Genomic DNA, 24,660 nt, shown 5'->3' on the forward strand with positions numbered 1-24,660 from the left:
ATTTGAATTAGGCTATTTATTTCATTGAGTTTTTGTTCATAAGTTTCTTGTTATATTGATCCAATTCTGGTGTTTTTAAGCAAAAATCGGATATAGAATTGGACGTGATAGAGGTTTTTATGGTATCTTTTTACAAAGAAACTTTTTTGAAAAAGTTGGTGTATTGTGCGTTTTAGGTTTTTGATTTTATGCTATTTTGTTCTCATATGTAAAAGGTTTATTTTATGAGAAAAAGGTGTTTTGTCTTTGTGAGTAAAGCTCTTTTTTTTAGGATTTTTTGTGTTTTCGTTTCACTAATTTGTTTGTTTTTATTTGTTTATATTAATTTTTTTAGAATTAGGGAACCTAGGTCTTCATCTAATAGGAAAATTGCATTATTTATTCCTGGAATCATTAGTGGTTCCCCTTCTTATAAAGCAATGTATGATTTTTTAATTGAATTTGAAAAAAATAAAAGTGATATTGATATTCGGTTGTTTGAAGCTGGGTTTAATCAGCATGAATGGATAGAATTACTCGAAAAGTTATTAAATTCCAACAATTATGATTTTTTAATAACGTCAAATAATGCAATGCAAGGAATTATTGATAGGGTTTCTTCCAATTATCCTTATACTAAGTTCTTGATTTTTGATTCTTTAGTTAAAAATACTAACCCACAAGTGTATTCACTCTCCTATAATGTTGCAGAAGAAGCTTACATATTGGGTTATTATGTGGGTTTATTTTTAAAAAGTTCTAACTTATATAATAAAAATGTTGCCTTGATTGCTGGTCAAGAATATCCTGTTATGAATAATTATATTTTTCCTTATTTCAAGAATGGAATTAAAGAGGTTTTAGATTCAGAAGTGTTCTTTAGAACTTTAGGAAATTGGCATGATAGCAATAGGGTAAAAGTTTTATCTGACTCTTTAATTTTAGACTTAGGAGTTTCTGTGGTTCTTCCAATTGTGGGTACAGCTATTAAAGGAGTTCTCTCATCGGTTCGTGAACATGGTGTTTTTGCTGTTCTTTTTGATGGTGAAGATTATTTAAATAATAAAGATAATATTATTGGTTCAGGCGTTACAAATCAAAGATTTTATTTAGAGAAAGTCTTGGAAAAAGCCCTTAAAGGGGAGCTTAAATATGGAACTTATAAGGTTCTTGGCTTTAAAGAAAGGGGGGTTTCATTTAATTTGTTAAATAAGTTTTATTTAGAGAAGACCGATTCAAAACTTAAAAAAAGACTTGAGGAAAAAATGAAAGAGATGCATGATACTGAGATCAAAATAAATTTAGAATAATTTATGGTAGAGTTTAAAAACATAGTAAAATTTTTTCCAGATGTTGAAAAACCTATTCTAGATAGTGTTAATTTAAGAATTGAGGAATCTAAAATCTTGACTGTAATTGGGAGAAATGGGGAAGGTAAGAGTACCTTATCAAAAATTATAGCTGGATTTATTCGTTTTGATAGTGGTGATGTACTTGTAAATAATATTAGGCAAAAAAATTGGAATGTAGATGTGGCAAAGAGTAATGGTATTTATATTGTGTCTCAGATTCCAAAACTTGATATGAACTTAAAAGTTTGGGAATATCTTAGTGTGTATTGGTTTGATTCTCAATTTTTTATGCCAATGAATAAATCCCATACCTATAGATATTATAAATGGCTTAGGCAATTTTATAATATTGCTTTTAATCTAGAGACTAGAATACAAGATTTGAATATTAAAGAAATCTATTTTTTGCTTATTATTTCTTCCCTGAAAAAAAATGCAAGGATTATTATTTTCGATGAGAGTGTTTCTTATTTTTCTCAAAAAGAGGCTAAAGAGTTTATTAAATTGCTTCAAGCTCTTAAAAGGTCAGGTATTACTTCTCTTTTTATTACTCATAGAGAAATTGGCGATGCCATAAAATTTAGTGATGAATTTATTATTTTAAAAGAGGGGAAGTGTTTTAGAACGACAAATAAAGAGATAATACTTAGCAAGCTTGAAATTCCTGCTGATAAATTTATTTCTATAAGTATCAGGCGTGGTGGGCTAAATGAGGATTTTATAAAATTTAATTTGTTTTTTGAAGATTTTTGGAAGTATGATATTAGTTTTTCTTTGAAAAAAAGAGGAGTTTTAGGAATTATTGCAGAAGAGGCAGTAATAAAAACATGGGAAAAATTGTTCTTAGGCGAGCTCCCATTTGTAGGATGTATAAAGATGAATGGGTATAGATATGAATATATTAATTTTTATGAGTTAAAGGCTGGGTTTTTACCTTTAGGAATTGGTAATTTATTTTCTGATAATATGACTATATTGGATAGCTTTTTGGCCAAAATAATGAGTTTTGAAAATGAGATTTTTATTAAACAGTCTATTATTAATGATCTTAAAAGATTTTTTAGAAACAACATGGAATATTGTGATAGTAAGATACTAAAGACTTTTTATTCTAAGTCTTTATCATTTTCTGGAGGAACTTTAAAAAAACTTGCTCTTTTGAGAGAAAAGTATATTACAAAGAGCTTTTTAATTTGTTTTTCACCTCTTAGTAATTTAGATTATAGAGCATATAGTGAGACATCTAATTTTATTCGTAGTTTTTCTAATGAAAAGCCTGTCCTACTAATTACTCCTAATTTAGATGAGTTATTGCTTTTATCTGATGATGTTTTGGCAATAAAGGCTGGTGAGGTTATATTGAGATTGAAAAGAGAACATATCAACAAAGAGGCTTTAAAGGAAATGTTGTTTATATGATGGCATTTAGAAGAGAGTATATTTTATTAATATTTTCACTGAGTGTGTTGAGTATTAGCTATTTTTTTGATGGTTTTTTTAGTTTTTCTTATATGAAAGTAATGTTGTGGAACTTTATATTGCTCTTATTAATTGCGACAGGAATCTCAACTTGTGCTAGAAGTAATAGTTTGACTCTTGGTGATGAAGGTCAAGTTTATTTTGGAGCGTTTTTATCATATGTATTTTGTGATTTTTGTGGACTTACATACTTTAATTTTGTATTAATAATAATTTTAAGCTCGTTTTTAGTTGGTGTTATAGGAATTATTCCTTTTTTATTGACATTTTTTTGTGGGGTAAATGGTATGCTTACAGGTCTTTTAATGTCTTATGGAAATCAGAGATTAGTTGATGGATTTATATCAAAGCTTTTAGGCTCGAATGGACTTTTAAATCAGACAAAAAGTATTGATAAGATATTCACTATTAATACTGCTTTTCCATATTTGCTTTTATTTAGTATTTTGGTTTGGGGATGTTATGTATTTATTCATAAGAGAACTATTTTGGGATTAAGACTTGAGATATTGAATGATAGAAAGCCATTAAGTAAATTTTTCGGCATTAATGAGTTTAAGTATAAGTTTTGTACGGTATTTACCAGTGCTTTTTTAAATGGTCTTGTGGGTTCAATATTTTTAATTTTTTTTAAGAATTATTTATTTTTAGGATTAACCGCTGGGTTTGGCTGGAATGGATTTGTTGTTGCTGTAGTTTCAGGATTTAATTATATGTATGTATTATGTTTTAGTTTGTTTTTTGCAATGCTGAATGAATTTAATAATTATCTTAAAATAAATTATTCGTTTAAATTTGAATTTATTGGTTTATATCAAGCTATATCGATTTTTATTGCATTGTTTTTAATTAATTCGGGTAAAAAATAAATGTTTGGTGTTTTTTTGCATTCTATAGTATTTGCATATTTGGCTCTTGGAATTCTTTATGCTGAGAGAGTAGGACTTTTAAATATATCTATTGAAGGAATTTCTTTTTTATCTGTTTTTCTAACATCTTTTTTTATTTATTTGGGGTATGGAATATTTGCTTCAGTTGTTATGACGATTTTTATTAGTTTGATCTTTGGTTTTTTTTTGTCTTTTATTGTAGTAATTGGTTATAACATCTTTATAACGGGTATAGGAATTAACATATTGTGTCATTTTTTAGTTAGGGTTTTAATGAAAGCTAATTTCAATTTTATTCCAGGATTTAGTTTAAATATTTCTAATAATTTTGCTATTATTTTTTTTGTTATATTTTTTTTCGTTTTTTTAAGTTTTAGTATTTATATACTAAATTATTCAAGAGTCAGAGTAGTTTTTGAGTTTATTCGCTCGAATGATTATGAAAATATCTTAGGTGAACGAACTAGTAATTACTTTAAATCTTTTGCTATTTTTGTATCCGTAATCTCGGCAAGTATTGCAGGTTCATTTCTTGCTATCAATTTTAATGTTTATTCTTATGATTTGGGGTTAAATAATGGTTGGCTTGCTATTTGTATACTGTATATTGCATTTGCAAATCCTTGGCTCATTTTTCCAAGTGCATTTTTGATGATATTTATTGAATACGAGTTTTTTAATTTTCAGGATTATGTTAATTCTTATTTTGCCCTTTCTTTGCCCTTTTATATGGCTATATTAATTAATGTATTTGTTTCATTTTTTAGAAAAACTAACCTGTTTTAGCAATATCATTTATCGAATTTTTGAGCCTTTTTAAGGCACGAATTTGTAATTCTAAATCTTGTATTTTAATTTTATTGAATTCATAAAAGGGCATTTGTTTGATGATGTCTAAATTGTTTAGAAAAATTGTAAATATGATGTCATCATATGTTTCTATTTGGAAAAGAGTATTTATTATCAGATTAAATATTAAGTCTTCATCTTGTATGAAATGATAAAATCCTTTTTTTAAAATAGTATCAATTAATATGTATATATTAGTATTTAGTAGTTCTTTATTATCTTGAATAAATTGCATTATATAGTCCATTGAGTTTCTTGATTCCCCTATGAGAAAATATGCCCATGAAATATCAAGATAATTTTTTGTATCTTTAAAATCAATTATTTGTAGATAAGTTTTTGTTTGTTCGATTGCTTGTAACCAGTTATTCATCAAGTATTCTAATTCTGCGATCAGTAAATATGCATCAACTTGTTTTGGATCTGTATTGATAATTTGCATTAATAATGCTTTGGATTGATTATATTTCTTTAGTTCTTTGAGTAACATTGATTTTGTATAAAGTTCATCTATTTTATTTATATCTTCTGTAGGAATTGTTGCATAAATAGAAGCAATGATATTCATCCAAACTATCGTTATTGCATATTTTCTCATAAATTTTCCCCTTTTATTTTCTTTACAATGTCCATTATCATATCTTTATACTTCTTTATCAATGCGTATGAATTTAATTCTTCTATAAATTTATTAAGGTATGACATTGCAAGATTTGCAGAATCTTGAATGGCACTTGATGAGTTAATCATATTGCTAAATCTTAATATTTCTTTTTTTGATTCATTTATAGATTTATTTTTAATTGCGTTTAATTCTTGAATGATTTGCTCATTCAATAGTTTTTCTTTTAAAAAGTATATTATGGGCAGACTTTTTTTTCCTTCAATTAAGTCATCTCCAAAATCTTTGCCGTTAATTCCATCTTTAATGTTTTTGATATCGTCTATTATTTGGAAACAGGTTCCAAGTTTTAGAAATGTGTTGTAAAGATTTTTTGCTTTATTTTCATTGTTTGTAAGTATTCCGGCTAAAAATCCAGCCATTCCAAAAAGGCAGCTTGTTTTAAGTTCTACTAAAGATATGTATTCGTCAATGTTTGGAATATATGTCCCATTGTGCAATGCGATATCAATTCCTTGTCCTAGGTGAAGATTTGATAGCGTTGTGAAAAAATTTTCATAAATTAATAGTTTTTGACTTTTTTTAAATTTAGAAGTTTGTATTAATTTTGCAGGCAGAAAGTAAATTAAATTAGCTGTATTAATGCTGTTATCTAATCCATAAATTAAGTGAATAGCAGGTTTACCCCTTCTTTTAATAGCCCCATCTTCTATGTCATCAATAATTAAACTTCCAGAATGAGGTAATTCAAGTAGCATGCTTAGTTTGTATAGATTCTCAGTATTTTTGTTATTATATCCTAATGCATATGCTAGTAAAATCATTAGCATTGGTCTTATTCTCTTTCCCCCTCTATTTATTATTTCAATAGCTGGGGCTTTAATTGTTTTTATTGTGTTTTTTTGTATATTAAGTTTTAGCTTTAAATCTTTGTCTTTAAATAAATTGAGAAAATGATCTTGTTCGAATATATTATTAATATTTTTTTCGATCTTATCTAAAAATGATTTATTTTGCATAATTATAATTATAATAAAAATAATAAAAAGTATAATGGATTGAGTGTATTGCAGAGCGTTGATATGTATAATGTTATTGATGAATATTCACGAAGAGCTAAAGAAGAAGGATATCTTGCTAGATCTGTTTATAAGTTGATAGAAATTGATAAGAGATTTTCTTTGTTTCTTTCTGGCAATATATTGGATATTGGAGCGTCTCCTGGCAGTTTTTCTCAGTATGCTTATGGCAATCTTAAGGATGGGGTACTTGTTGCAGTTGACCTTAATGATATAGATCTTAATTTTACTAATAATTTTTATTTTATCAAAGGTAATATATATATTGATGAGGTTTGTCAAAAGATCGAGACTTTTGCCCCTTATAGTTTAATTATAAGTGATACGGCTCCTAAGACTACTGGTAATAGATTAGTTGATACAAGTAATTCTTTTAATTTGAATATGAGAATAGTTGAATTGGCGTCTAGAATTTTGGTAAAAGGTGGTAATTTATTACTTAAGGTTTTTCAAGGAGGCGAGGAAGAGCAAATTTTTTATAAGCTTAAGAGTTGTTTTAAGATTGTCAAAAAAATTAGACCTAAAGCTGTGCGGAAGAGTTCTTTTGAGATTTATTTTTTATCTAAGGATTTTATTAAGTTAGATACAAATATTTAAATTATTTAAGGGTGTTGGGATATCTTTATGAAAGAAAAATTTATGGAAAAAAAGTCTCATTTACAAGTTGCATGTTTTAAAATAGGCAAAGAGAGTTATGGGGTTGCAATAGATCACATTAGGGAAGTAATTAAAGTTCCTTTGGAAGGTATATATGCAATACCCAATGTTCCTGATTATATTACGGGTATTTATAATCTTAGAGGGAGTGTTATCCCTTTAATAAATTTAAATATTAGATTTAAAATTTCTTCTGTTTATGTAACGGAGGAAGATAAACTTTTAACAGGTTATTTAATAGTGAATATCAAAGATAAGCTTTTAGGAATATTTGTAGATAAAGTTCTCAAGGTTATTAGTTTTGATAGATCAAAGGTACAAGAACCTCCTGCGACCTTGCAAACTTTAGATAGAAAATACATATCTGGTGTTGTTAAAATTGATAATGAGGAAAATTTTGAGAGTGAATATTTAATTTTAATTGATATTGAACGGATATTTGACAAGGGTGAATTTGCACGGATTCCATATAAGGAGAATAATGAAGAGTAAGGTTCTCATTTACGTAAATTATTCAAATTTAGATGCCGAGGTTCTTGCTTGTGAAATACAAAAATATTTAAAACATAAATATGGTGTTTTAAGCTTATTTGCAGGAATTGATAAATCTTCAGAGGTGTTAACTAAAGATAATTTGATTCTTGCAATAACTTTGGGCGGAGATGGTACGGTTTTATTAGCTAGTAGCTTGCTTTTGAAGAATGATATTGATATTCCAATTATTTCAATAAATTTAGGCAAGGTAGGATTTTTAGCAGACATAAAACCTATTGATTTTAAAGAGGTCATAGATAAGTTTTTTGATAATTCTTTAGTTATTCATAGTAAATATTTACTTAGTATTAGTGCTTATGAGAATGGAAATAATGTGTTTACCAAATATGCTTTAAATGATGTAATTATTCGTTCTAGTGTTATTAATAAGTTGATTTATGTAAATCTTAGGGTTAATTCAGAAGATTTTCTCTCATATAGGAGTGATGGAATAATATTTGCAACTCCTACAGGTTCAACCGGATATTCTTTCTCGGCAGGTGGATCTATTTTAGAATCAGATCTTCGGGCTTTTATCTTAACTCCTATTTCCCCACATTCTTTTTATAATCGTTCCTTTATTTTTTCAAGCGGGAGTAAACTTTCACTTTCATTTCAGAAGGGATATGCGTTAAACTCAGCATCAATTTTCGTTGATGGCGTTAATATTGGTAAGTTTGGGGTTGATATTATTTTTGAGTTGGGACTTGATAATAAGAGTTTACGTTTTGCATCATTTTGTACAGATACTTTTGTTAGAAGACTTAAAAATAAGTTATTATAATGTATGGCGTTTTGTAATGTAGATATAACTTGTTTTGAAATTTTATATGTTAGTTGAACTTTTTGTAAAAAATTTTGTTTTAGTTAAAGAGGTTTCTATGAAACTAAGTACGGGGTTGGTAGCGTTCACAGGTGAGTCTGGAAGTGGAAAGAGCTTATTATTATCATCAATTTATTATTTATTTGGTGAAAAAATTAAAAGTAATATAATTACTAGTGGAGAACAGGAATGTGTTTTACTTGCCAAGTTTAGGGTGAATGGTGATGTTAGGGGTTATTTGTCTTCTAAAGGTATATTAGCCCCAGATTTTATTATTATAAAAAGAGTAATTATATTTGAATCTTCAGAGACTCTTTTGAGTAATTGTTATATTAATAATGAACCAGTTTCTAGTACCATATTAAAGCCAATTTTTAATATGTTGATTGAGGTGCATTCTCAAAATCAACAGTATTTAATTTTGAGAAACCCCTCAAATAATTTGAAGATTTTAGATAATTATGCTAATTTAAATTCTCAACTGGAAAAATATAGATTAGTCTATGAAGAATATATTCAATATTTAAAAGATTATGATGATTTTGTTTCGAAAGAGAAATTGCATAAAGGTAGTAAAGAAGAATGTGAAAAAATAGCCGATGAGATAGATTCTTTTAATCCTAAAATAGGTGAAGAAGAAATTTTAAAGACTAGGTTAAATGAGCTTAAAAATCATGAATCTTTATGTAATGCACTTTCAAGCTTAAAGAGTGTTTTGAGCTTGAATAGTAATGTTTCTGCTTTAAGTGAAATAAGGAAGGTAATTTGTAATGCTGAGTATCTCTCAGAAGTGAACAATAATTATTTTGAACTTGAAAATCGTCTTAAGAATTCTTACTATGAACTTGAAGATATTGGTCAAGCTTATGGTAGGTATCTTTTTGACAAGACTTATGATGAGAAGGAAATTGAGTCAGTAGAGAATAGGCTATATGATCTCTCTCGTATTCGCAAAAAATATGGACCAAGTCTTGAGGATGTCATAGTATTTAGGAAAAGGTGTGATGACATTATTGATTTGTCACTTAATTTTGAGACTGAAAGATTAGGTAAAGAGCAAATGTTAAATGATTTGTTTGAGAGAGTGAAAAAATTGGCATTCGATATCTCAATTGTTAGAAGGGCTGCTGCTTTAAGATTTGCATCTGGAGTAACTGAGATTTTGCATAAGCTTAATATGGGTGATGCAGGGTTTTTTGTGTCAGTCTCTGAAGTAAAAATCAAATCAACAGGTATAGATGAGGTGGAATTTTTAATTTCTAGTAATATTGGGCTAAAAGCCCAACCAATTTATAGAATTGCATCTGGGGGTGAGCTTTCAAGAATAATGTTAGCTATTAAGATCGTGCAGAATGTTGATGAGAGTAAGCTTATCATATTTGATGAGATTGATTCTGGTATAGGGGGTGAGTCTGGGATGAGTTTGGGCAAATATTTAAAGGGATTGTCAGAAAATATGCAAATATTTGTTGTTACTCATCTTGCTAATATTGCCAGTCTTTCAGATTATCATATTTTGTTAAAAAAGGAATATATTGAAGATAGAACTTATGTTCAGGCTTGTTTATTATTGGATAATGATCGTGTTTTAGAGGTTGCTCGCATGCTTAGTGGAAATGTTAATGATATTAGCTTTCAACATGCAGAAGAGCTTTTAAAAGGGAATAATTGATATGAGTGGGTATTTATGGATTTAGTGCATAATGAAAATTATCAAAAAATTTTGTTTATTGATGATCTTATTTTGCAAACTTTAAAAGACATAAAAGACATAAAAAAATCCGGTAAGCTTGCACTGGATTCGGGTATAACGGTTAATTTTATTAACTTAAATTTGAATGTTCTAAGTTATATTGCATCATTAAATTATTTTTATACAAAGCCTAGATTAAAAGTTAACTATGATTTTCGAGTAAATCTCTTTAGTTTTATTTCTGATTTTTCGTTGTTTGTAAGTCCTGTTTTACTTATTTCTTTTAGCGAACTTATGGATAATAAATTTGTGCTTAATTTAAATCCTGAAGAACGATTTTTGATTATTAGAAAGTTAGGATATCTTATTGATTTGGGAATGTATTTTAGCAAAGGTGATTCTAAAGCGATTCTCTTTTTAGAAGATATATATCTTAAATTTATTGTTTTGGTTAAAAATTTTATTGATTTTAAGAATTTATCAAAAAATTTAGTTATTGATAGTCCTTTTTATAAGGTTCAATTAGCTCATCTTATTAAATCTTTAGATCTCCTAGAAGAAGGAGCATTTTTGTTAAGGGCGAGATACGAAGTAAATGGGGTTTATGGACTCTCAGAACAGATTTTGGGTTACATTCAAGCCGGAAAAATTTTAGCTACTGTTACTTCTCAGAAAGCGATAGCTGAGAAATTTGCAAAATTTTATGAAGTTTGGTCTGTTAAATTTCAGTCGGATTTGAGCAAGAGTAGGTGAGTTTGAGGGGAGGATTTTAATAAGTGTGAATCTTTATAAAGAAAATTCAACTCGATTTAGAAAGATCAAAATTTTTTTGTTATCAATTTTTTTATTGATATTCATAGTATTAGTTGATTTTATCTTGAAATTAACGATTGATATTTCAATTTTTTATAAGTTTAATCACTTTAAGAAATCTGATAATTTGGTTGATATTGTTCCAAGGCGTAATGTTTTTATTAATGATCAAATTTTGAATCTAGATCTCAATAAATATGATTATCATGTTGTAAGTGATCGTTTAGTAAGTTTTTCAGACTATTATTATGTGATTAACAGTTTTAAAAATAATTATTCTGTATTTTCTAGAAAGACAGATAAATTTTTGTTTTCTTTGGCATATAAGGATTTTGTTTTTACAAAAGATAATGTTGTTTTTGCTTTAAATAATTTACATAAGGCTTTAGAAGTTTATGGAGCAGATGGAAATAGAATTTTGTCTGTCAAGTTTATAGCTTCAATATTAAGTATTGATTATAATGATAATGTTTTGGCTTTAGGACTTTCTGATGGCAAGACTTATGTGTATAAACGTGGAAAAATGGTTTATGGTGGTGATTTATTAGGTGTTGGTTTGCCAATTATATGTCTTAAATTAAGCTTAAATAATAAATATTTATGTATTTTAAGAGGGAATGAGGAATGCTCTCTAGAGGTTTTTAACTTAGAGGATGAATATAATCAGTTTTTATATTTGAAAAATTTAAAGATTAAGGATTTTAATCCTTTTTTTAAGATTGATAAATTTTATAATTTGTTTGTTGAGACTGCAAATTCATTTTTAATACTTAATATTAACAGTGGTAAAACTTTTAGAGTTGATAATAAAAATTCTGTTTTAAAAGCCTCTTATGATCCTTTTTCTAGAGTGTATAGGATATATTTCTATGATTTGAGTGGTAGTATAATCAATATAAGGACTTATTCTGTAGATTCTTATAATTTATTTGATAATATCTTTTTTAAAGATAAGGTGAATTCATATGTTGAATTTGATAAAGGAATTTTATATTTTAATGATGATAGTGATTTAAAGTATTTAGGGTTTTAGTTGTAATGATAATTGCTTTTCTTTTTTTCTTTAATTTTTTTAATTTGTATGCGTTTTTGGAGTTTGGCAAGGATGAGAAGTTTGATTTGGTAAGTGATTTTGGAGAATTGAGAGATGATACTTTAAGTATTGGTATAAAATTGAGAGCTTTAGATACACACTTTTCTATTTTTTCAAATAATTATAAGATTTTGTATTCCAAAAATAAGGTTAGTGAATATGATGGGAGCGTTTTGATCATTTTTGATAAAGATTTGGGTTTTAATTTGGAATTTTTTGGTGATTTTATATACAAGAATGAGAAAATCTTTTTAAAGAATGATAATAAAGTTTTTGATGTAGTGGTTGTTGATCATTATAGTGGGCATATAATTAATCCTTTATTTGTGATAAAGAATAGAAATAATTTAAATACCAATTCTTCCTTTTTATTAGGTAATATCCTTTTAAAAGGTAAGGATGATACAATGTTTGAGTTAAAGGAGAATATTGATTTAGATTTAGAATTGGGTGATTATGGTCTTGTTTTAAATTTTTTGAAAAAAGATATTGGTGTTGCAAAAGCTATTAATGGTATTTACTATTTTGAAGTGTTTTTAAATAACAACAGTATTTTTCGTGCTGATTTTCAGAGCATGTATTTAAACGGTAATTCATATGTTGTTTTTGAGAATAAGGATTATAGTTTAGATCTTTTTAACATAAAAAGAGATAATGGAAACATTGAGATAAATAATCTTGAGTTTACTAGCGGTTATAATGAAATTAAGATCAAATATGGAGATGTTTATAATACCAAAAATAGTTTAACTTATAGGTTTACACTTAATGGGTAATATTTTTCATATACCCGTACTTCTTGATGAAATTATTAATCTTTTAGAGGCATCAAATATAAGTGATGAGTTTGTTTTTGTTGATTGTACTCTTGGTGAAGGTGGACACTCAAGTGCAGTGCTTAAGAAGTATCAAAACATAAATGTGATTGGGATTGAAAGGGATGACATTGTTTTAAATAGGGCAAAAGAGTCTCTTATAGAATTTAAGGGAAGGGTTTCATATTTTAATGCTTGGTTTGATGATTTCTTTAGTGAATATCCTTTAAGTAGTAAAATCAATTTTATTTTAGCTGATCTTGGTATTTCGATGTTCCATTACAAAATGAGTGGTAGGGGATTTTCTTTTTTTGAAGATGAAAGATTAGATATGAGGCTTAATCCTGGTGCTGGAGATCTTAGTGCTTATGATATTGTCAATACTTTTGACAAAAAAAGACTTGAAAATTTAATCTATGAATTAGGTGGTGAACGTTATTCTAGAAGAATTGTTAAATCTATCTTAGAGTATAGAAAAATTAAGAAAATAGAAACTTCAAGAGAGTTGCAGAACATAGTTAGCAAAGCCTATCCTAGGATAAAGCTTAAAATAAATCCGGCAACTAAAACTTTTCAAGCGTTAAGAATTTATGTTAATGATGAGCTTTTTCGTTTAAAGAGAAGTTTGCCATTATGGGTAGGAAGCTTATCAAAGAATGGCGTCTTGGCTATTGTTACATTTCATTCATTGGAAGATAAAATTGTAAAAGAGTTTTTTAAAGCTTTAAGCAAAGAGCAATATTGTATACTTACTAAAAAGCCTATAATTTCAAGCTTTGAAGAGAAGAGATTTAATAATGCATCAAGAAGTGCTAAGCTTAGAGTCATTAAAAAATTATATGAGTAAAATGGGAAAAATTGAAGTTAGATTATACTTTTTATTAATTCTGATATTAACAATTATAATATGCTTAAATATTTATCTTAATTTTAGGTATGTTGTAAAGTTGCGTGAGTTTGAAGATTTAGATAATGAACAAAGTAATATTATTGATGAAAATCTTAGGTTGTTAACCATAATATATGAACTTCAAAGTATTGATAGGATAGAAGAGCTTAGTAAAGATTATTTGAATTTAGAAAAAAAGGATAATAAGGATATAAATGTTATTAAACGATAGACTCTATGAGGGTTTTTGGTGCATATAAGAATTGAAGACATTTTAGATTCTCTAAATGATGTTAAATTTGTTGGTCATGTAAGTAGTATGCAAAAAATTGTATCATTTTATTCGCTTGATAGCCGTGAAATAAATGCTAAAAATAGTAGTGCTAGTCTTTATTTTGCATATAAAGGTGATAGGGTGGATGGATTTTCTTTTGTCGAATCTTTAATTGATATTGGTGTTAAATGTTTTGTGTGTTCTAAAGATTGTGAGAGTTTGTGTGTTGAGTATTTAAACAGAGATGAGAATTTGGTTTTTTTGCTTACTAGTAATGTGGTTATTTTCCTTCAAAACTTAGCAGCACATTTTATTAAAAGAACAAGTTTTAAGAGGATAGCTATTACTGGTAGTAATGGAAAGACTACGACAAAAGAAATGCTTTACAGCATATTGTCAGAGAGATATAAAACTTGCAAGACTTGGGGAAATTTAAATTCGGATATTGGGTTGCCTTTGAGTATTTTGAGAACCGAGGGAGATGAGGAGTATGCTGTTTTTGAAGTGGGGATTAGCTATGTTGGAGAGATGAACCTCCTTGCTGAAATATTAAATCCCGAAATTGTTATTGTAACAAATATAAGTTATGCTCATATGCAAGCTTTTGAAGATCTAGAGATTGTTACTGCTGAGAAGGGTAAAATCATGACTAAGAGTACTCAGATAGTAATTTTAAATGAGAGTTGTCCTTATCATTTATGTTTAAGAGTAATGGCTAAGTCTATTAATCCAGGGATTAATATTTTTTATTTTGATTTTCATAGTCTTCAAATTAGATCATTTGCATTTGTAAATGATAAATTTTTTTATGATTTTACTTATAAAGGGTTTGATTATTCTATTTTATTACCTGGTCAGCATAATATTTTCAATGCAATATCTTGCATTAATTTAGCTTTGTTGCTTGGACTGAGTGAAAATGAGATTCGTAATGGTTTATTGCATGCTGATTTTCAAAAAGGTAGAGCAGAGCTTTTAAGAGTAAAGGATTATTTGGTTTTGAATGATTCTTATAATGGTAATTTAGGTTCATTTATGGCTTTAAAGGAGATGATTTTGGGTCTTGAGATAAGGGGTAAAAAATTTATTATTCTTGGTGCTTTTAAAGAACTTGGAAAATTTGCGTATGAGGCACATAAAACAGCGATTAGGGAAGTTATTTTGATGAATTTTGATAAAGTTTTTTTCATTGGTGAAGAATTTCAAGAAGTAAAAAAGATTGAAAATTTAACCTTAGATAATTTATTTTATTTTAGTAGTTTTAAAAATTTTATTGATTATTTTGTGAAGAATTTGGAATCTGAGTGTTTTATTGCTATTAAAGGGTCAAGATCAAATAGACTTGAAAGGGTTCTTGATTATCTTTAAAGACTAATGGGGGGGGTATGTTTTATCTTTTAGGACTTAGATTGTTGAAATATATTACTTTTAGAACCGCTTATGCTACTATTTTTGCATTTTTGCTTGCATTGATTTTTGGTCCATTTATTATTTTAAGACTTAAAAAACTAAAACTGGATCAAATCTTAAGGAAAGATGGACCAAAGCGCCATTTAAGTGAGAAAATAGGAATTCCTACTATGGGAGGTATTCTTATTTTTTTTTGTGTTTTAGTTTCTTTATTTTTCTGGATTAATTTTTGGAATATTTACTTTTTAATTATACTTTTTGTCATGGTTAGTTTTGCTTACTTAGGATTTATGGATGATTTGCTAAAAATAAAGAGAAAAAATTCAGATGGGCTTAATCCTCGATTTAAGATTTATGGGCAAATATTGTTTTCTTTTATTTCAGTTACTATTCTTTATTATTTTGGCGATGAGCATGTTAGTATAATTTATTTCCCTTTTTTTAAGTCTCTTAAATTAGATTTGGGGGTTTTATATATTCCATTTGGGATGTTTATTTTAATATCTGCGTCTAATTCTTTTAATTTGACAGATGGACTTGATGGACTTGCTATTGGACTTAGTATTGTTGTAACAGGAGCTCTAGTAATAATTGCATATCTTACAAGTAGAGTAGATTTTGCATCTTATTTAAATATTCCAAATATTAAAGGTGCTGAAGAACTTGTAGTATTCCTTGGAGCTTTGCTTGGCGGTAGTTTCGGATTTTTGTGGTTTAATGCGTATCCTGCTAAAATAATGATGGGTGATACTGGTAGTCTTTCAATTGGGGCGGTTCTTGGGATGACAGCTTTAATCTTAAAGAGTGAGATTCTTTTTGCAATTCTTGCAGGAGTTTTTGTGGTTGAGACTTTATCTGTAATTATTCAAGTTGTAGTTTATAAGCAGACTAAGAAAAGGGTTTTTAAAATGGCACCACTGCATCATCATTTTGAGGAGCTTGGGTGGTCTGAAATGCAGGTTGTTATTAGATTTTGGATAATAGGTTTAATATTTGCTATAATTGCTTTAAGCACTCTTAAAATTAGATGAGTTTAAATTGATATTTATGTTTGTAGAGAGAACCTCTATTAGAAAATGTTATTTACTTGTTTTATGGTCGCTTATTGCTTATGGTCTTGTTGTATTTTATACATCTTCATTTTTTTTAAGTCTAGAACTTACAGGGGATCCTAATTTTTTATTCTTAATGCGTCTTAAATATCTTTTTTTAAGTTTTATTGTATTTGTTGTCTTTGAAAGGATTTCTTTAGATTTTTTAAAGGCAATTGTTTCTATTATATTGCTTGTAACTTTTACATTAGTTTTGGCAACTTTTTTCTCTCCTAGTGTTTCAGGAACACAAAGGTGGATATTTTTAAAAGGCGTTAGTATTCAGCCTTCAGAGATTTTTAAGGTATCTTTTACGATTTATCTTGCGAGTTATTTGAGTAGATTTAAATTAAAGTCAGATAATAATATTTCTTATTGGCTAAAGCCAATGTTAATTTTTGGTATTTTTTGGTTGCTCATAATTTTGCAAAATGATTATTCAACGGCTATTTATTTTGCTATGCTTTTCTTTATTGTTTTATTTGTTTCTGGAATGTCATTGGGATATGTTTTTGCTATTTTATTTACTTTTGTTCCAATTGCTATTCTTTTTTTGATATTTGAACCTTACAGAGTTGCTAGAATTTTTGCATTTTTAAATCCTTATGATGATCCTTTGGGAAAAGGATATCAAATAATTGCATCACTTAATGCTTTTAAGAGTGGTGGTCTTGGGGGTAGGGGGCTTGGAATGGGAGAGGTAAAGCTTGGCAGACTTCCAGAGGCTAATTCTGATTTTATTTTTTCTGTGCTTGGAGAGGAATTAGGGTTTTTTGGAATTTGTCTTGCTATTGTATTATTTTTTTTATTGTTTTATTTTGGGTATTTTGTTGCTCTTTTTGCTAAAACCAGATTTAGATTTTTTATTGCGTTTATTGCAAGTCTTACAATTTTTCTTCAAAGCATCATGAATATTTTAATTGCAATTGGTCTTTTACCTCCCACAGGTATAAATTTACCATTTTTTTCATCAGGTGGTTCTTCTATTGTTGTTACAATGGCTCTTTCTGGACTTATTGCCAATGTTTCTAGAGATGTTTAATGTGAATAGTTTGAAGTTTTATCAAAATGATAATTTAAGCTTAAATTTATGTTGATTTATAGAAAATTTTTGATTATATATATTTATGTAATAATTTCTCTTATACTACTTGAGATTGTTTTTATTATTTTTATTTCTCCTTATTTTCTAATAAGATACATTAGTTTTAATGATAGTATTCATATTTCTAAGGAAGATATATTGAGTATTTCAGGAATTAAGCCTAATACTTATTATTATGATGCTGATGTTAGTGCTTATGAGAAAAATATTATGAGGGATCTAAGGGTAAAAAATGTGACGGTAAAACTTAAATTTCCTAATACAATTAGTATTAATATTGAGAGAAGAGTTCCTATCGTTACTGCTTATGAGAATGTTGATGGAAGTTTTATTTACTATTTTATTGCTTCAGATGGTTTAATTTTGGAAAAGTGTAAAGATTTAATTTATGATTTACCCATAGTTAGTGGATTAAATTTAAATGGTAATGAAGTTGGTGATTTTTTAGAAGATAGAATGCTTGCTATTATAAAGAACCTTAACTATGTTAAAATAAATCAAAATACTTTGTATAATTTAATATCGGAAATTAGTTTTTTGAAGTTGAATTTTTATGATTACAAGATTTTTTTGTATATAAAAAATATATATAATAAGATATTAATAACAACGGATATGGATTTAATAAGTGTAATGCATAAGGTATTCATGATATCTGATTTGCTTAAGGGAAGGTCTGATACTGTTGATTTAAGAAGCGGTAATATCATTTTGTTAGGAGAAGATTAGTGTCTAGGGATTTGATAGTAGGATTAGATGTTGGAACTTCAAAGATTTGTACTGTCGTAGCTGAGATAAACTTGAATAATCAGTTGGAAATAGTTGGAATAGGCACTAGTGTATCAAGAGGTGTGAGGAAAGGTGTTCTTATAAATATTGAAGCTGCGCTTGATTCAATTTCTAGTTCTATTGAAGCGGCTGAGCTTATTTCTGGGTGTGATATTGCCGCTCTTTCTGTGTCTATGTCAGGTAGTAGTATTGAGGGTACTAATTCTCGTGGGGTTGTTGCAATAAATTCAAAAACCAGGGAGATTGATAATGAAGATGTTGAGCGTGTTATTGAAGCTGCTAAGGCAATTGTGATTCCGATGGATAGAGAAATTTTACATGTGATTCCTCAGGAATTTATTGTGGATGGAATTCCTCATATAAAAAATCCAATAGATATGATGGGAATTCGCCTTGAGGGTGAAGTGCATATTATTACTGGATCTAGCTCTTCAAGTCAGAATTTAGTTAGGTGTGTGAATCGTGCTGGGTTTTCTGTAGATGAAATTGTTCTTGGAAGTTTGGCCTCATCTTATGCTACTTTATCTAAGGAAGAGAGAGAAATGGGCGTTTTGTTTGTTGACATGGGTAAAGGTACAACAGACATAATTCTTTATGTTGATGGCTCTCCTTATTATACCGGAGTAATTCCTATAGGTGCAAATAGAGTTACTCTTGATATTGCACAAGTGTGGAAAGTACCTGAAGATATTGCTGAGAATATTAAAATAACGGCTGGTGTTGCTCATATTTCTGCTCTTGAGAGTCAAGTGGAAAGTGTTATTATTCCTAATCTTGGAACCAGACCGCCTCAAGAGAAAAGTCGAAAAGAATTGGCTATAATAATTAATTCAAGATTAAGTGAGATCTTTGAGATGATAAAAGCTGAAATAATGAAGAGAGGGCTTTATAATAAGATTAATGGAGGAATTGTTTTAACTGGAGGGGGCTCTTTGTTTCCTGGTATTTCTAATTTAACAGAAGAAATATTTAAATATCCATCAAGAATAGGATTCCCAATGAATATTAATGGTGTTGGAGAGGAATATATTGGTCCTAAATTTTCCTCAGCTCTTGGTCTTGTTCTTTATAAGCATGAACAGCAAAAATTCAATAAATTAAAGAAGGGAAATAATAAATCTAAGAGACAAAGTAAAATATCTTCAAAATTGAAAGGTTGGTTTTTGAAAGAGTGGTTTTGACCAGTCATGGAGGAAGTTTAATGAAAGATTATAATATTATTGATAGTCATTCAAAAAGGTTTGATTCTGCTACAAATCCTACGGTTCTTAAAGTAATTGGTGCAGGCGGTGGCGGTAGCAACGCTGTTAATCGTATGATTGAATATGGAGTAAGAGATGTTGAGTTTATTGTAGCAAATACTGATCTTCAAGCTCTTCAAACTTCTATTGCTCCAATAAAGATTGCGCTTGGTGCTAAAGTTACTTCAGGTCTTGGGGCCGGTGGGAGGCCTGAGATTGGACAAGCGGCTGCAGAAGAAGATATTGATATTATTAAAAATCATCTAGCAGGTGCTGACATGGTATTTATTACGGCTGGAATGGGTGGAGGAACAGGAACAGGAGCTGCACCTGTTATTGCTCAAGTAGCTAAAGAACTTGGAATTTTAACTGTTGGAGTTGTTACTAAGCCTTTTAAATTTGAAGGCCCTAAAAAGATGCGGCTTGCTGAACAGGGAATAAATAATTTAAGAAAATCTGTTGATACTTTAATTATTATTCCGAATCAAAAACTTTTAACTGTTGTTGATAAGCGAACTACTATTAAGGATGCCTTTAAAAGGGCTGATGATGTTTTAAGGATGGGTGTGCAGGGTATTGCAGGTCTTATTATTGAGCATGGCGAAGTTAATATTGATTTTGCTGATGTTAAGAGCATTATGCAGGGGCAAGGTGATGCTTTGATGGGTATTGGTTATGGTAAGGGTGAGAATAGGGCTGTTGATGCGGCTACTTCTGCTATTAGTAATCCTTTGCTTGAGGAGGTTAGAATAGAAGGATCTAAAGGGCTTCTTGTTAATATAACCGGAGGTGAAGATTTTTCATTGCTTGAGCTTGAAGAGATTATGGGAATTATTACAGCTAGTGTTGATGATGAGGCTACCGTAATATATGGGCATGCAATTAATTCAAATCTTGATGATGAGATTTATGTTACAGTTGTTGCTACTGGTTTTTCTTCTAGAAAACAGAAAGATTTATCTGGTGCTGTTGAAAATAATACTTTAAGTTCAAAAGAATTTGATAATTTGATGTCAGGTAGTCAAGATGCTTCAGGGAGTGTTTATGAGGCTAATGATAATTTTATAGCGAAGTCAAAAAATGTTAATTATTTTGAAGATGATATTGATGTTCCTACATTTCTTAGAAATTTAAATAAAAAAAATAGCGATAATTGAATGAAAAGATGGATACTAATATTTTTGTTTTTAGTTATTTCTTGTGGAGATGAATCTAAGGAAAAAGTAAATCTTGGACTTAGAATAAGAGAGATAGAGATAGCAGGTGGTGGTTCATTAGAAAAAATTGAAGTTTATAAGGAATTTATTGATAAAGAAGAGAAAAATATTTTAAAAATAATAAATTCAATTGATAAAAAGGCTAGATTTTTTAGTTTGATTGGACTTGAACTTATTAGGCTTGGTCAATATGGACCTGCTATTGAGTATTTTAATAAAAATTTGGAATATGGCCCTGATAATCATTTATCTCATTTTTATATAGGAGTTTCTTCTTATAATTTAGCTAAGGGTATTGAAACTAAAGAAAAGGTTCGTGAATATTTTGTTCTTTCTGAAGATTCTTTTTTAAAATCAATATCTATTAAAGATGATTTTAAAGAGGCGATTTTTGCTCTCTCTACTATGTATGTTTATGATCTTGATAAACAGTTGGAAGCTAAAGGATATTTAAGTAGGCTTGAGTCTATGGGAGAGGATTATTTTGAATTTTTTATGCTGAGGGGTGCAAACTATTATTCTCTTGGTGATTTTGATAATGCTTTGTTATTTTACAAGAAGGCAAAGGATAAAGCTTTAACTCAAGAGCAAATAGATGGAGTTGATAGAATAATGAGTAATTTTAAGTAACTTTTATGTTTAAATTGCTTTATGTTGATAATTTAAGATTTTTAAAGAGTGAAGAGAAACTTAAAATTTTTAATGATTTTGATTTAAATTGTCTTTGTAAATTAAGTTTAAGAGATATTTCTAATTATTTATCTAGGGTTTTTAGGAGGGACTATAAGCTTCCAGATTTAAAGTTAATAGAGATGCAACAAAAAGTTATTAACAGAACAAGTGCAAGAATTGCTGTTCTTGGATCTAAGGATTATCCTTTAAAGCTTAATAGGATTTATAATCCTCCGTTTGCTATTTATTATAAAGGTAATCTTCCGGATTCTAATTCTTTGTCTTGGGCTGTTGTTGGTTCAAGACAAATCAGTAGAGTGTTGACCGATAAAGTTAAAGAGTTGTCTTCTCATCTTGCTAAGAATCATGTGGAGATAATATCTGGATTTGCAATAGGAGCTGATATTGCAGCGCATCTTGGTGCAATCAATGAGCAAAAAAGAACATATGCAGTTATTGCAACAGATATTGACAATATTTATCCAAAACAAAATAGAAAATATGTTACTTGCCTTTTAGAAAATGGTGGAGGTGTTCTTACTGAAACTTTGCCTTATGAGAAGATACAAAATTATTTTTTTGCAAAGAGAAATAGAATAGTAGCTGGTCTTTCAGATGTTGTTTTTATTACTTGTGCACCAAAAAAATCAGGAGCTTTAATTACTGCTGAGCTTGGACTTGATTTGGGTCTTGATGTTTATGTTTATAATATTGATTATTCTGGTGATGGTTCTAGAGTTTTATATGATTCTGGAGCTCAAGAGATAAAATCGGTGTCAGATCTTTATAAGATACTCAATCTTCAGTATAATGAGCCTGGAATTAGTGATGACTCAAAGGTCTGTTGTATATGCAAAGATACATCGAGTATGCTTATTAATGAGTTATTGAATGAAATATCTAAATAGGGGGGGACATCATGAGTTTTAAAGGAACTACAGTTATAGCAATAAGAAGAGGTGGGAAGACTGTATTAGCAGCAGATGGGCAAGTGACTATTGGATATACTGTTTTAAAATCCAATGCTATTAAAATAAGAAAGTTGTTTAATGGAAAAATTTTAGCGGGATTTGCAGGTTCAACTTCTGATGCTATTACTCTTTTTGAGAAGTTTGAAGAAAAGGTTAAAGTTAGAGAAGATGGAATTGTTGATATTAAGAGAGCTGCTGTAGAGCTTGCAAAAGATTGGAGGTCTGACAAAATACTTCATAAACTTGAAGCAATGATGCTCGTAGCTGATTCTGAAAATATTTTATTAATTTCAGGTACTGGAGATGTTGTTGAGCCTGAAGAAGATGTGATTTCGATTGGTAGTGGAGGAAATTATGCTTATTCAGCGGCGCTTGCTTATATGGAAAATAAAAAATTAAGTGCTGCTGATATTGCTTTTAAGTCTTTAAAGGTAGCAGCAAGAGTTTGTATATATACAAACTCAAATATCGTGCTTGAGGAGATTAATTGATGGATAAGACTGAAAATCAAAATATAGTGCCTAAAGAGATTGTTGCAGAACTAGATAAATATATAATAGGACAAGTTGAGGCTAAAAAATTGGTTTCAATTGCTCTTGTTAATAGATATATAAGATCTAAGCTCCCCAAGGAAATAAGAGATGATGTCATGCCTAAAAATATTATTATGGTTGGCTCAACTGGAATTGGTAAAACTGAGATTGCAAGAAGGCTTTCAAAGCTTATTAAGGCTCCTTTTATTAAGGTTGAAGCTACAAAATATACTGAGGTAGGTTATGTAGGTCGTGATGTTGAGTCTATGATTCGTGATTTGATGAGTATTGCGGTGAGTATGGTAAGAGAAGAGATGTATGATTCTGTTCGCGAAGAGGCAAGCAAGCGTGCTGAGGAGAGGATAATTGACAAACTTTTGAAAACCTCTGAGGGTTCTGAGAATGATAATGCAAGTGAAGAAGAAAGAAAAATTCGTGATAAATTAAGAGGTAAGTTTAGGAAACAATTAAGAAGTGGGGATATTGATGATAATCTTATTGATATTTATGTTTCAGGAAAAATGCCCGTTTCTACTATCGAAATATTTTCTGGTAGTAATTTCGAAGAGATTGATATGAGTATTGGAGGATTGATTAATAATATATTTGATAGGAAGAAAAGACGGGAATTAAAAATAAAAAAAGCCAGGGAGATAATTATATCTGAAGAGCTTGAAAAGTTAGTGGATCATGAGAATATTGTAGAGGTTGCCAAATCAAGAGTTGAGAATATGGGAATTGTTTTTATTGATGAGATCGATAAGATAGTTACTAAGAATAGAACCGGAAATGATATATCTAGAGAAGGCGTTCAGAGAGATATTTTGCCAATTGTTGAAGGATCTAAGGTTAATACAAAATATGGGATAGTGGATACTTCTCATATTTTGTTCATTGCTGCAGGTGCTTTTAATTTATCAAAGCCATCCGATTTAATACCAGAACTTCAAGGTAGGTTTCCAATTAAGGTTGAACTTAAAAGTTTAAGTGTGAATGATTTCAAGAATATTTTAAAACACACTAAAAACTCTTTAATAAAACAGTACATTGCAATGTTTAAGGTTTATAATTTGACTTTGACATTTAGTGAAGAAGCGATTGATAGAATTGCTGAACTTGCCTTTAATATGAATTATGAAGGAGAGAATCTTGGAGCAAGAAGGTTGCATGGAGTTATTGAAAAGATTCTTGCCGATCTTTTTTTTGAAGCACCCGGTAGCAAGTTAAAAAAATTTGAAATAAACTTGGACTATGTTAATGAAAAAATAAAAATTAACGAACAAAAAGACTTAAATTATTATATAATATAGTAAAAAGTATTTTGTGATATAGAGGGTATGAGCTTGAATATTTTTGATAGGTCAATTGATTTAGCACATAGGTATTTGGATGTTCTTAGTTTTAGACAAAGTGTTATAGCTGATAATGTTGCAAATGTAGATACTCCAAACTTTAAGAGAAGTAAGGTTTCTTTTGAGTCTGAGCTTGAACGAGCAATTTTCAATGAAGGAGCAAGCAATTTATCTTTAATAAGGGGTAATGGTAAGCATTTGGATGGTTTTAAAGAATTAGGATATTTAGATGTTAAACCTCGCAGAATGCTTGATTATCTCTCTACTCTCAATAATAATGGTAATAATGTTGATATTGATTCTGAGATGAAGAATCTTGCTCAGAATCAAATGATGTATAGTTTGTTTACGAATATTCAAGCTCATCATTTTAAAAGTGTAAATATTGTAATAAAATAAATTGTAATAATATAAGTTATAACCTCAAGGAATATTATA

General features: G+C 28.9%; 26 protein-coding genes. 24 read left to right on the top strand and 2 right to left on the bottom strand.

Annotated elements, in window-relative coordinates; genetic code table 11:
- The first annotated feature begins 248 nt into the window (after positions 1-248).
- Genes R5397_RS02805 through R5397_RS02820 form a run of 4 tightly spaced genes read left to right on the top strand, consistent with a single transcriptional unit; the run spans position 249 to position 4,486 of the window.
- Complete coding sequence (locus R5397_RS02805) at positions 249-1,289, top strand: BMP family ABC transporter substrate-binding protein (protein ID WP_421622819.1); 1,041 nt, start codon at positions 249-251, stop codon at positions 1,287-1,289.
- A 3-nt stretch (positions 1,290-1,292) separates the two neighbouring features.
- Entirely contained in the window at positions 1,293-2,750 is a 1,458-nt protein-coding gene (locus tag R5397_RS02810) for an ATP-binding cassette domain-containing protein (RefSeq protein WP_421622820.1), read from the top strand.
- The gene (locus tag R5397_RS02815; protein ID WP_247065490.1) at positions 2,747-3,679 is read left to right on the top strand and encodes an ABC transporter permease; all 933 of its coding nucleotides are present in this window, start codon (positions 2,747-2,749) and stop codon (positions 3,677-3,679) included. The genes R5397_RS02810 and R5397_RS02815 overlap by 4 nt, the downstream gene beginning before the upstream one ends.
- On the top strand, positions 3,680-4,486 hold the full coding sequence (locus R5397_RS02820) for an ABC transporter permease (RefSeq protein WP_421622821.1): 807 nt from the start codon (positions 3,680-3,682) through the stop codon (positions 4,484-4,486).
- Here the strand turns inward: R5397_RS02820 and R5397_RS02825 are convergent.
- A complete protein-coding gene (locus R5397_RS02825) occupies positions 4,473-5,147 on the bottom strand; it encodes a tetratricopeptide repeat protein (RefSeq protein WP_247065488.1) in 675 nt (224 codons plus the stop codon). The two genes, R5397_RS02820 and R5397_RS02825, sit on opposite strands and share 14 nt — an antisense overlap.
- Positions 5,144-6,190, bottom strand: coding sequence for a polyprenyl synthetase family protein (locus tag R5397_RS02830; protein ID WP_421622822.1), 1,047 nt, complete (start codon positions 6,188-6,190; stop codon positions 5,144-5,146). Before R5397_RS02830 ends, R5397_RS02825 begins: the two co-directional genes overlap by 4 nt.
- A gap of 63 nt (positions 6,191-6,253) precedes the next feature.
- Here R5397_RS02830 and R5397_RS02835 point away from each other — a divergent pair, with 63 nt between their 5' ends.
- The 20 genes from R5397_RS02835 to flgB are packed head-to-tail and all read left to right on the top strand — an operon-like array spanning position 6,254 to position 24,621.
- The gene (locus R5397_RS02835; protein ID WP_421623059.1) at positions 6,254-6,847 is read left to right on the top strand and encodes an SAM-dependent methyltransferase; all 594 of its coding nucleotides are present in this window, start codon (positions 6,254-6,256) and stop codon (positions 6,845-6,847) included.
- Between the two features lie 27 nt (positions 6,848-6,874).
- Positions 6,875-7,399, top strand: a complete 525-nt coding sequence (locus R5397_RS02840) for a chemotaxis protein CheW (protein ID WP_421622823.1) — start codon at positions 6,875-6,877, stop codon at positions 7,397-7,399.
- Positions 7,389-8,225, top strand: coding sequence for an NAD(+)/NADH kinase (locus R5397_RS02845; protein WP_421622824.1), 837 nt, complete (start codon positions 7,389-7,391; stop codon positions 8,223-8,225). Before R5397_RS02840 ends, R5397_RS02845 begins: the two co-directional genes overlap by 11 nt.
- A gap of 46 nt (positions 8,226-8,271) precedes the next feature.
- Entirely contained in the window at positions 8,272-9,936 is a 1,665-nt protein-coding gene (locus R5397_RS02850; protein WP_421623060.1) for a DNA repair protein RecN, read from the top strand.
- A gap of 15 nt (positions 9,937-9,951) precedes the next feature.
- Positions 9,952-10,710, top strand: coding sequence for a hypothetical protein (locus R5397_RS02855; RefSeq protein ID WP_421622825.1), 759 nt, complete (start codon positions 9,952-9,954; stop codon positions 10,708-10,710).
- A 25-nt stretch (positions 10,711-10,735) separates the two neighbouring features.
- Entirely contained in the window at positions 10,736-11,803 is a 1,068-nt protein-coding gene (locus tag R5397_RS02860; RefSeq protein ID WP_421622826.1) for a hypothetical protein, read from the top strand.
- Positions 11,804-11,808: 5 nt separating this feature from the next.
- Positions 11,809-12,639 (top strand): hypothetical protein, encoded by an 831-nt coding sequence (locus R5397_RS02865; protein WP_421622827.1) that lies wholly within the window; start codon positions 11,809-11,811, stop codon positions 12,637-12,639.
- Positions 12,632-13,525: a 16S rRNA (cytosine(1402)-N(4))-methyltransferase RsmH gene (gene rsmH / locus R5397_RS02870; RefSeq protein ID WP_421622828.1), complete on the top strand. Its 894-nt coding sequence runs from the start codon at positions 12,632-12,634 to the stop codon at positions 13,523-13,525. Before R5397_RS02865 ends, rsmH begins: the two co-directional genes overlap by 8 nt.
- Positions 13,518-13,799, top strand: coding sequence for a hypothetical protein (locus R5397_RS02875; protein ID WP_247065480.1), 282 nt, complete (start codon positions 13,518-13,520; stop codon positions 13,797-13,799). The genes rsmH and R5397_RS02875 overlap by 8 nt, the downstream gene beginning before the upstream one ends.
- A gap of 18 nt (positions 13,800-13,817) precedes the next feature.
- Positions 13,818-15,209, top strand: coding sequence for a UDP-N-acetylmuramoyl-tripeptide--D-alanyl-D-alanine ligase (murF, locus tag R5397_RS02880; RefSeq protein ID WP_421622829.1), 1,392 nt, complete (start codon positions 13,818-13,820; stop codon positions 15,207-15,209).
- Between the two features lie 17 nt (positions 15,210-15,226).
- The gene (gene mraY / locus R5397_RS02885) at positions 15,227-16,282 is read left to right on the top strand and encodes a phospho-N-acetylmuramoyl-pentapeptide-transferase (protein WP_247065478.1); all 1,056 of its coding nucleotides are present in this window, start codon (positions 15,227-15,229) and stop codon (positions 16,280-16,282) included.
- Between the two features lie 16 nt (positions 16,283-16,298).
- Positions 16,299-17,384 carry a putative lipid II flippase FtsW gene (gene ftsW / locus R5397_RS02890; protein WP_421622830.1) on the top strand — a complete coding sequence of 362 codons (1,086 nt, stop codon included), beginning with the start codon at positions 16,299-16,301 and terminating at the stop codon, positions 17,382-17,384.
- A 48-nt stretch (positions 17,385-17,432) separates the two neighbouring features.
- Positions 17,433-18,176, top strand: a complete 744-nt coding sequence (locus tag R5397_RS02895) for a cell division protein FtsQ/DivIB (protein ID WP_247065477.1) — start codon at positions 17,433-17,435, stop codon at positions 18,174-18,176.
- Positions 18,176-19,417 carry a cell division protein FtsA gene (gene ftsA / locus R5397_RS02900; RefSeq protein WP_421622831.1) on the top strand — a complete coding sequence of 414 codons (1,242 nt, stop codon included), beginning with the start codon at positions 18,176-18,178 and terminating at the stop codon, positions 19,415-19,417. The genes R5397_RS02895 and ftsA overlap by 1 nt, the downstream gene beginning before the upstream one ends.
- 20 nt (positions 19,418-19,437) lie before the next feature.
- The gene (gene ftsZ, locus R5397_RS02905; RefSeq protein ID WP_421622832.1) at positions 19,438-20,634 is read left to right on the top strand and encodes a cell division protein FtsZ; all 1,197 of its coding nucleotides are present in this window, start codon (positions 19,438-19,440) and stop codon (positions 20,632-20,634) included.
- Positions 20,635-21,324 carry a tetratricopeptide repeat protein gene (locus tag R5397_RS02910; RefSeq protein ID WP_421622833.1) on the top strand — a complete coding sequence of 230 codons (690 nt, stop codon included), beginning with the start codon at positions 20,635-20,637 and terminating at the stop codon, positions 21,322-21,324.
- Positions 21,325-21,329: 5 nt separating this feature from the next.
- Complete coding sequence (dprA, locus tag R5397_RS02915; protein WP_421622834.1) at positions 21,330-22,274, top strand: DNA-processing protein DprA; 945 nt, start codon at positions 21,330-21,332, stop codon at positions 22,272-22,274.
- 11 nt (positions 22,275-22,285) lie between these two features.
- Complete coding sequence (gene hslV, locus R5397_RS02920; protein WP_421622835.1) at positions 22,286-22,828, top strand: ATP-dependent protease subunit HslV; 543 nt, start codon at positions 22,286-22,288, stop codon at positions 22,826-22,828.
- Positions 22,828-24,180: an HslU--HslV peptidase ATPase subunit gene (hslU, locus tag R5397_RS02925; RefSeq protein ID WP_421622836.1), complete on the top strand. Its 1,353-nt coding sequence runs from the start codon at positions 22,828-22,830 to the stop codon at positions 24,178-24,180. The genes hslV and hslU overlap by 1 nt, the downstream gene beginning before the upstream one ends.
- A 33-nt stretch (positions 24,181-24,213) precedes the next feature.
- On the top strand, positions 24,214-24,621 hold the full coding sequence (flgB, locus tag R5397_RS02930; protein WP_247066257.1) for a flagellar basal body rod protein FlgB: 408 nt from the start codon (positions 24,214-24,216) through the stop codon (positions 24,619-24,621).
- The last annotated feature ends 39 nt before the right edge of the window (positions 24,622-24,660 follow it).

It is taken from the genome of Borrelia sp. MN22-0132, from assembly GCF_049201035.1.
GTDB classification, from domain to species: domain Bacteria; phylum Spirochaetota; class Spirochaetia; order Borreliales; family Borreliaceae; genus Borrelia; species Borrelia puertoricensis.

Bases quoted from the DNA above. Each gene is read 5' to 3' on its own strand.
- R5397_RS02830 (WP_421622822.1), bottom strand. From the start codon at position 6,190: ATGCAAAATAAATCATTTTTAGATAAGATCGAAAAAAATATTAATAAT.
- R5397_RS02840 (WP_421622823.1), top strand. From the start codon at position 6,875: ATGAAAGAAAAATTTATGGAAAAAAAGTCTCATTTACAAGTTGCATGT.
- R5397_RS02845 (WP_421622824.1), top strand. From the start codon at position 7,389: ATGAAGAGTAAGGTTCTCATTTACGTAAATTATTCAAATTTAGATGCC.
- R5397_RS02850 (WP_421623060.1), top strand. From the start codon at position 8,272: ATGTTAGTTGAACTTTTTGTAAAAAATTTTGTTTTAGTTAAAGAGGTT.
- R5397_RS02865 (WP_421622827.1), top strand. From the start codon at position 11,809: ATGATAATTGCTTTTCTTTTTTTCTTTAATTTTTTTAATTTGTATGCG.
- R5397_RS02810 (WP_421622820.1), top strand. From the start codon at position 1,293: ATGGTAGAGTTTAAAAACATAGTAAAATTTTTTCCAGATGTTGAAAAA.
- R5397_RS02895 (WP_247065477.1), top strand. From the start codon at position 17,433: ATGTTGATTTATAGAAAATTTTTGATTATATATATTTATGTAATAATT.
- R5397_RS02910 (WP_421622833.1), top strand. From the start codon at position 20,635: ATGAAAAGATGGATACTAATATTTTTGTTTTTAGTTATTTCTTGTGGA.
- ftsW (WP_421622830.1), top strand. From the start codon at position 16,299: ATGTTTGTAGAGAGAACCTCTATTAGAAAATGTTATTTACTTGTTTTA.
- R5397_RS02820 (WP_421622821.1), top strand. From the start codon at position 3,680: ATGTTTGGTGTTTTTTTGCATTCTATAGTATTTGCATATTTGGCTCTT.
- R5397_RS02825 (WP_247065488.1), bottom strand. From the start codon at position 5,147: ATGAGAAAATATGCAATAACGATAGTTTGGATGAATATCATTGCTTCT.
- ftsZ (WP_421622832.1), top strand. From the start codon at position 19,438: ATGAAAGATTATAATATTATTGATAGTCATTCAAAAAGGTTTGATTCT.
- rsmH (WP_421622828.1), top strand. From the start codon at position 12,632: ATGGGTAATATTTTTCATATACCCGTACTTCTTGATGAAATTATTAAT.
- dprA (WP_421622834.1), top strand. From the start codon at position 21,330: ATGTTTAAATTGCTTTATGTTGATAATTTAAGATTTTTAAAGAGTGAA.
- hslV (WP_421622835.1), top strand. From the start codon at position 22,286: ATGAGTTTTAAAGGAACTACAGTTATAGCAATAAGAAGAGGTGGGAAG.
- R5397_RS02855 (WP_421622825.1), top strand. From the start codon at position 9,952: ATGGATTTAGTGCATAATGAAAATTATCAAAAAATTTTGTTTATTGAT.
- mraY (WP_247065478.1), top strand. From the start codon at position 15,227: ATGTTTTATCTTTTAGGACTTAGATTGTTGAAATATATTACTTTTAGA.
- R5397_RS02815 (WP_247065490.1), top strand. From the start codon at position 2,747: ATGATGGCATTTAGAAGAGAGTATATTTTATTAATATTTTCACTGAGT.
- hslU (WP_421622836.1), top strand. From the start codon at position 22,828: ATGGATAAGACTGAAAATCAAAATATAGTGCCTAAAGAGATTGTTGCA.
- R5397_RS02835 (WP_421623059.1), top strand. From the start codon at position 6,254: ATGTATAATGTTATTGATGAATATTCACGAAGAGCTAAAGAAGAAGGA.
- R5397_RS02875 (WP_247065480.1), top strand. From the start codon at position 13,518: ATGAGTAAAATGGGAAAAATTGAAGTTAGATTATACTTTTTATTAATT.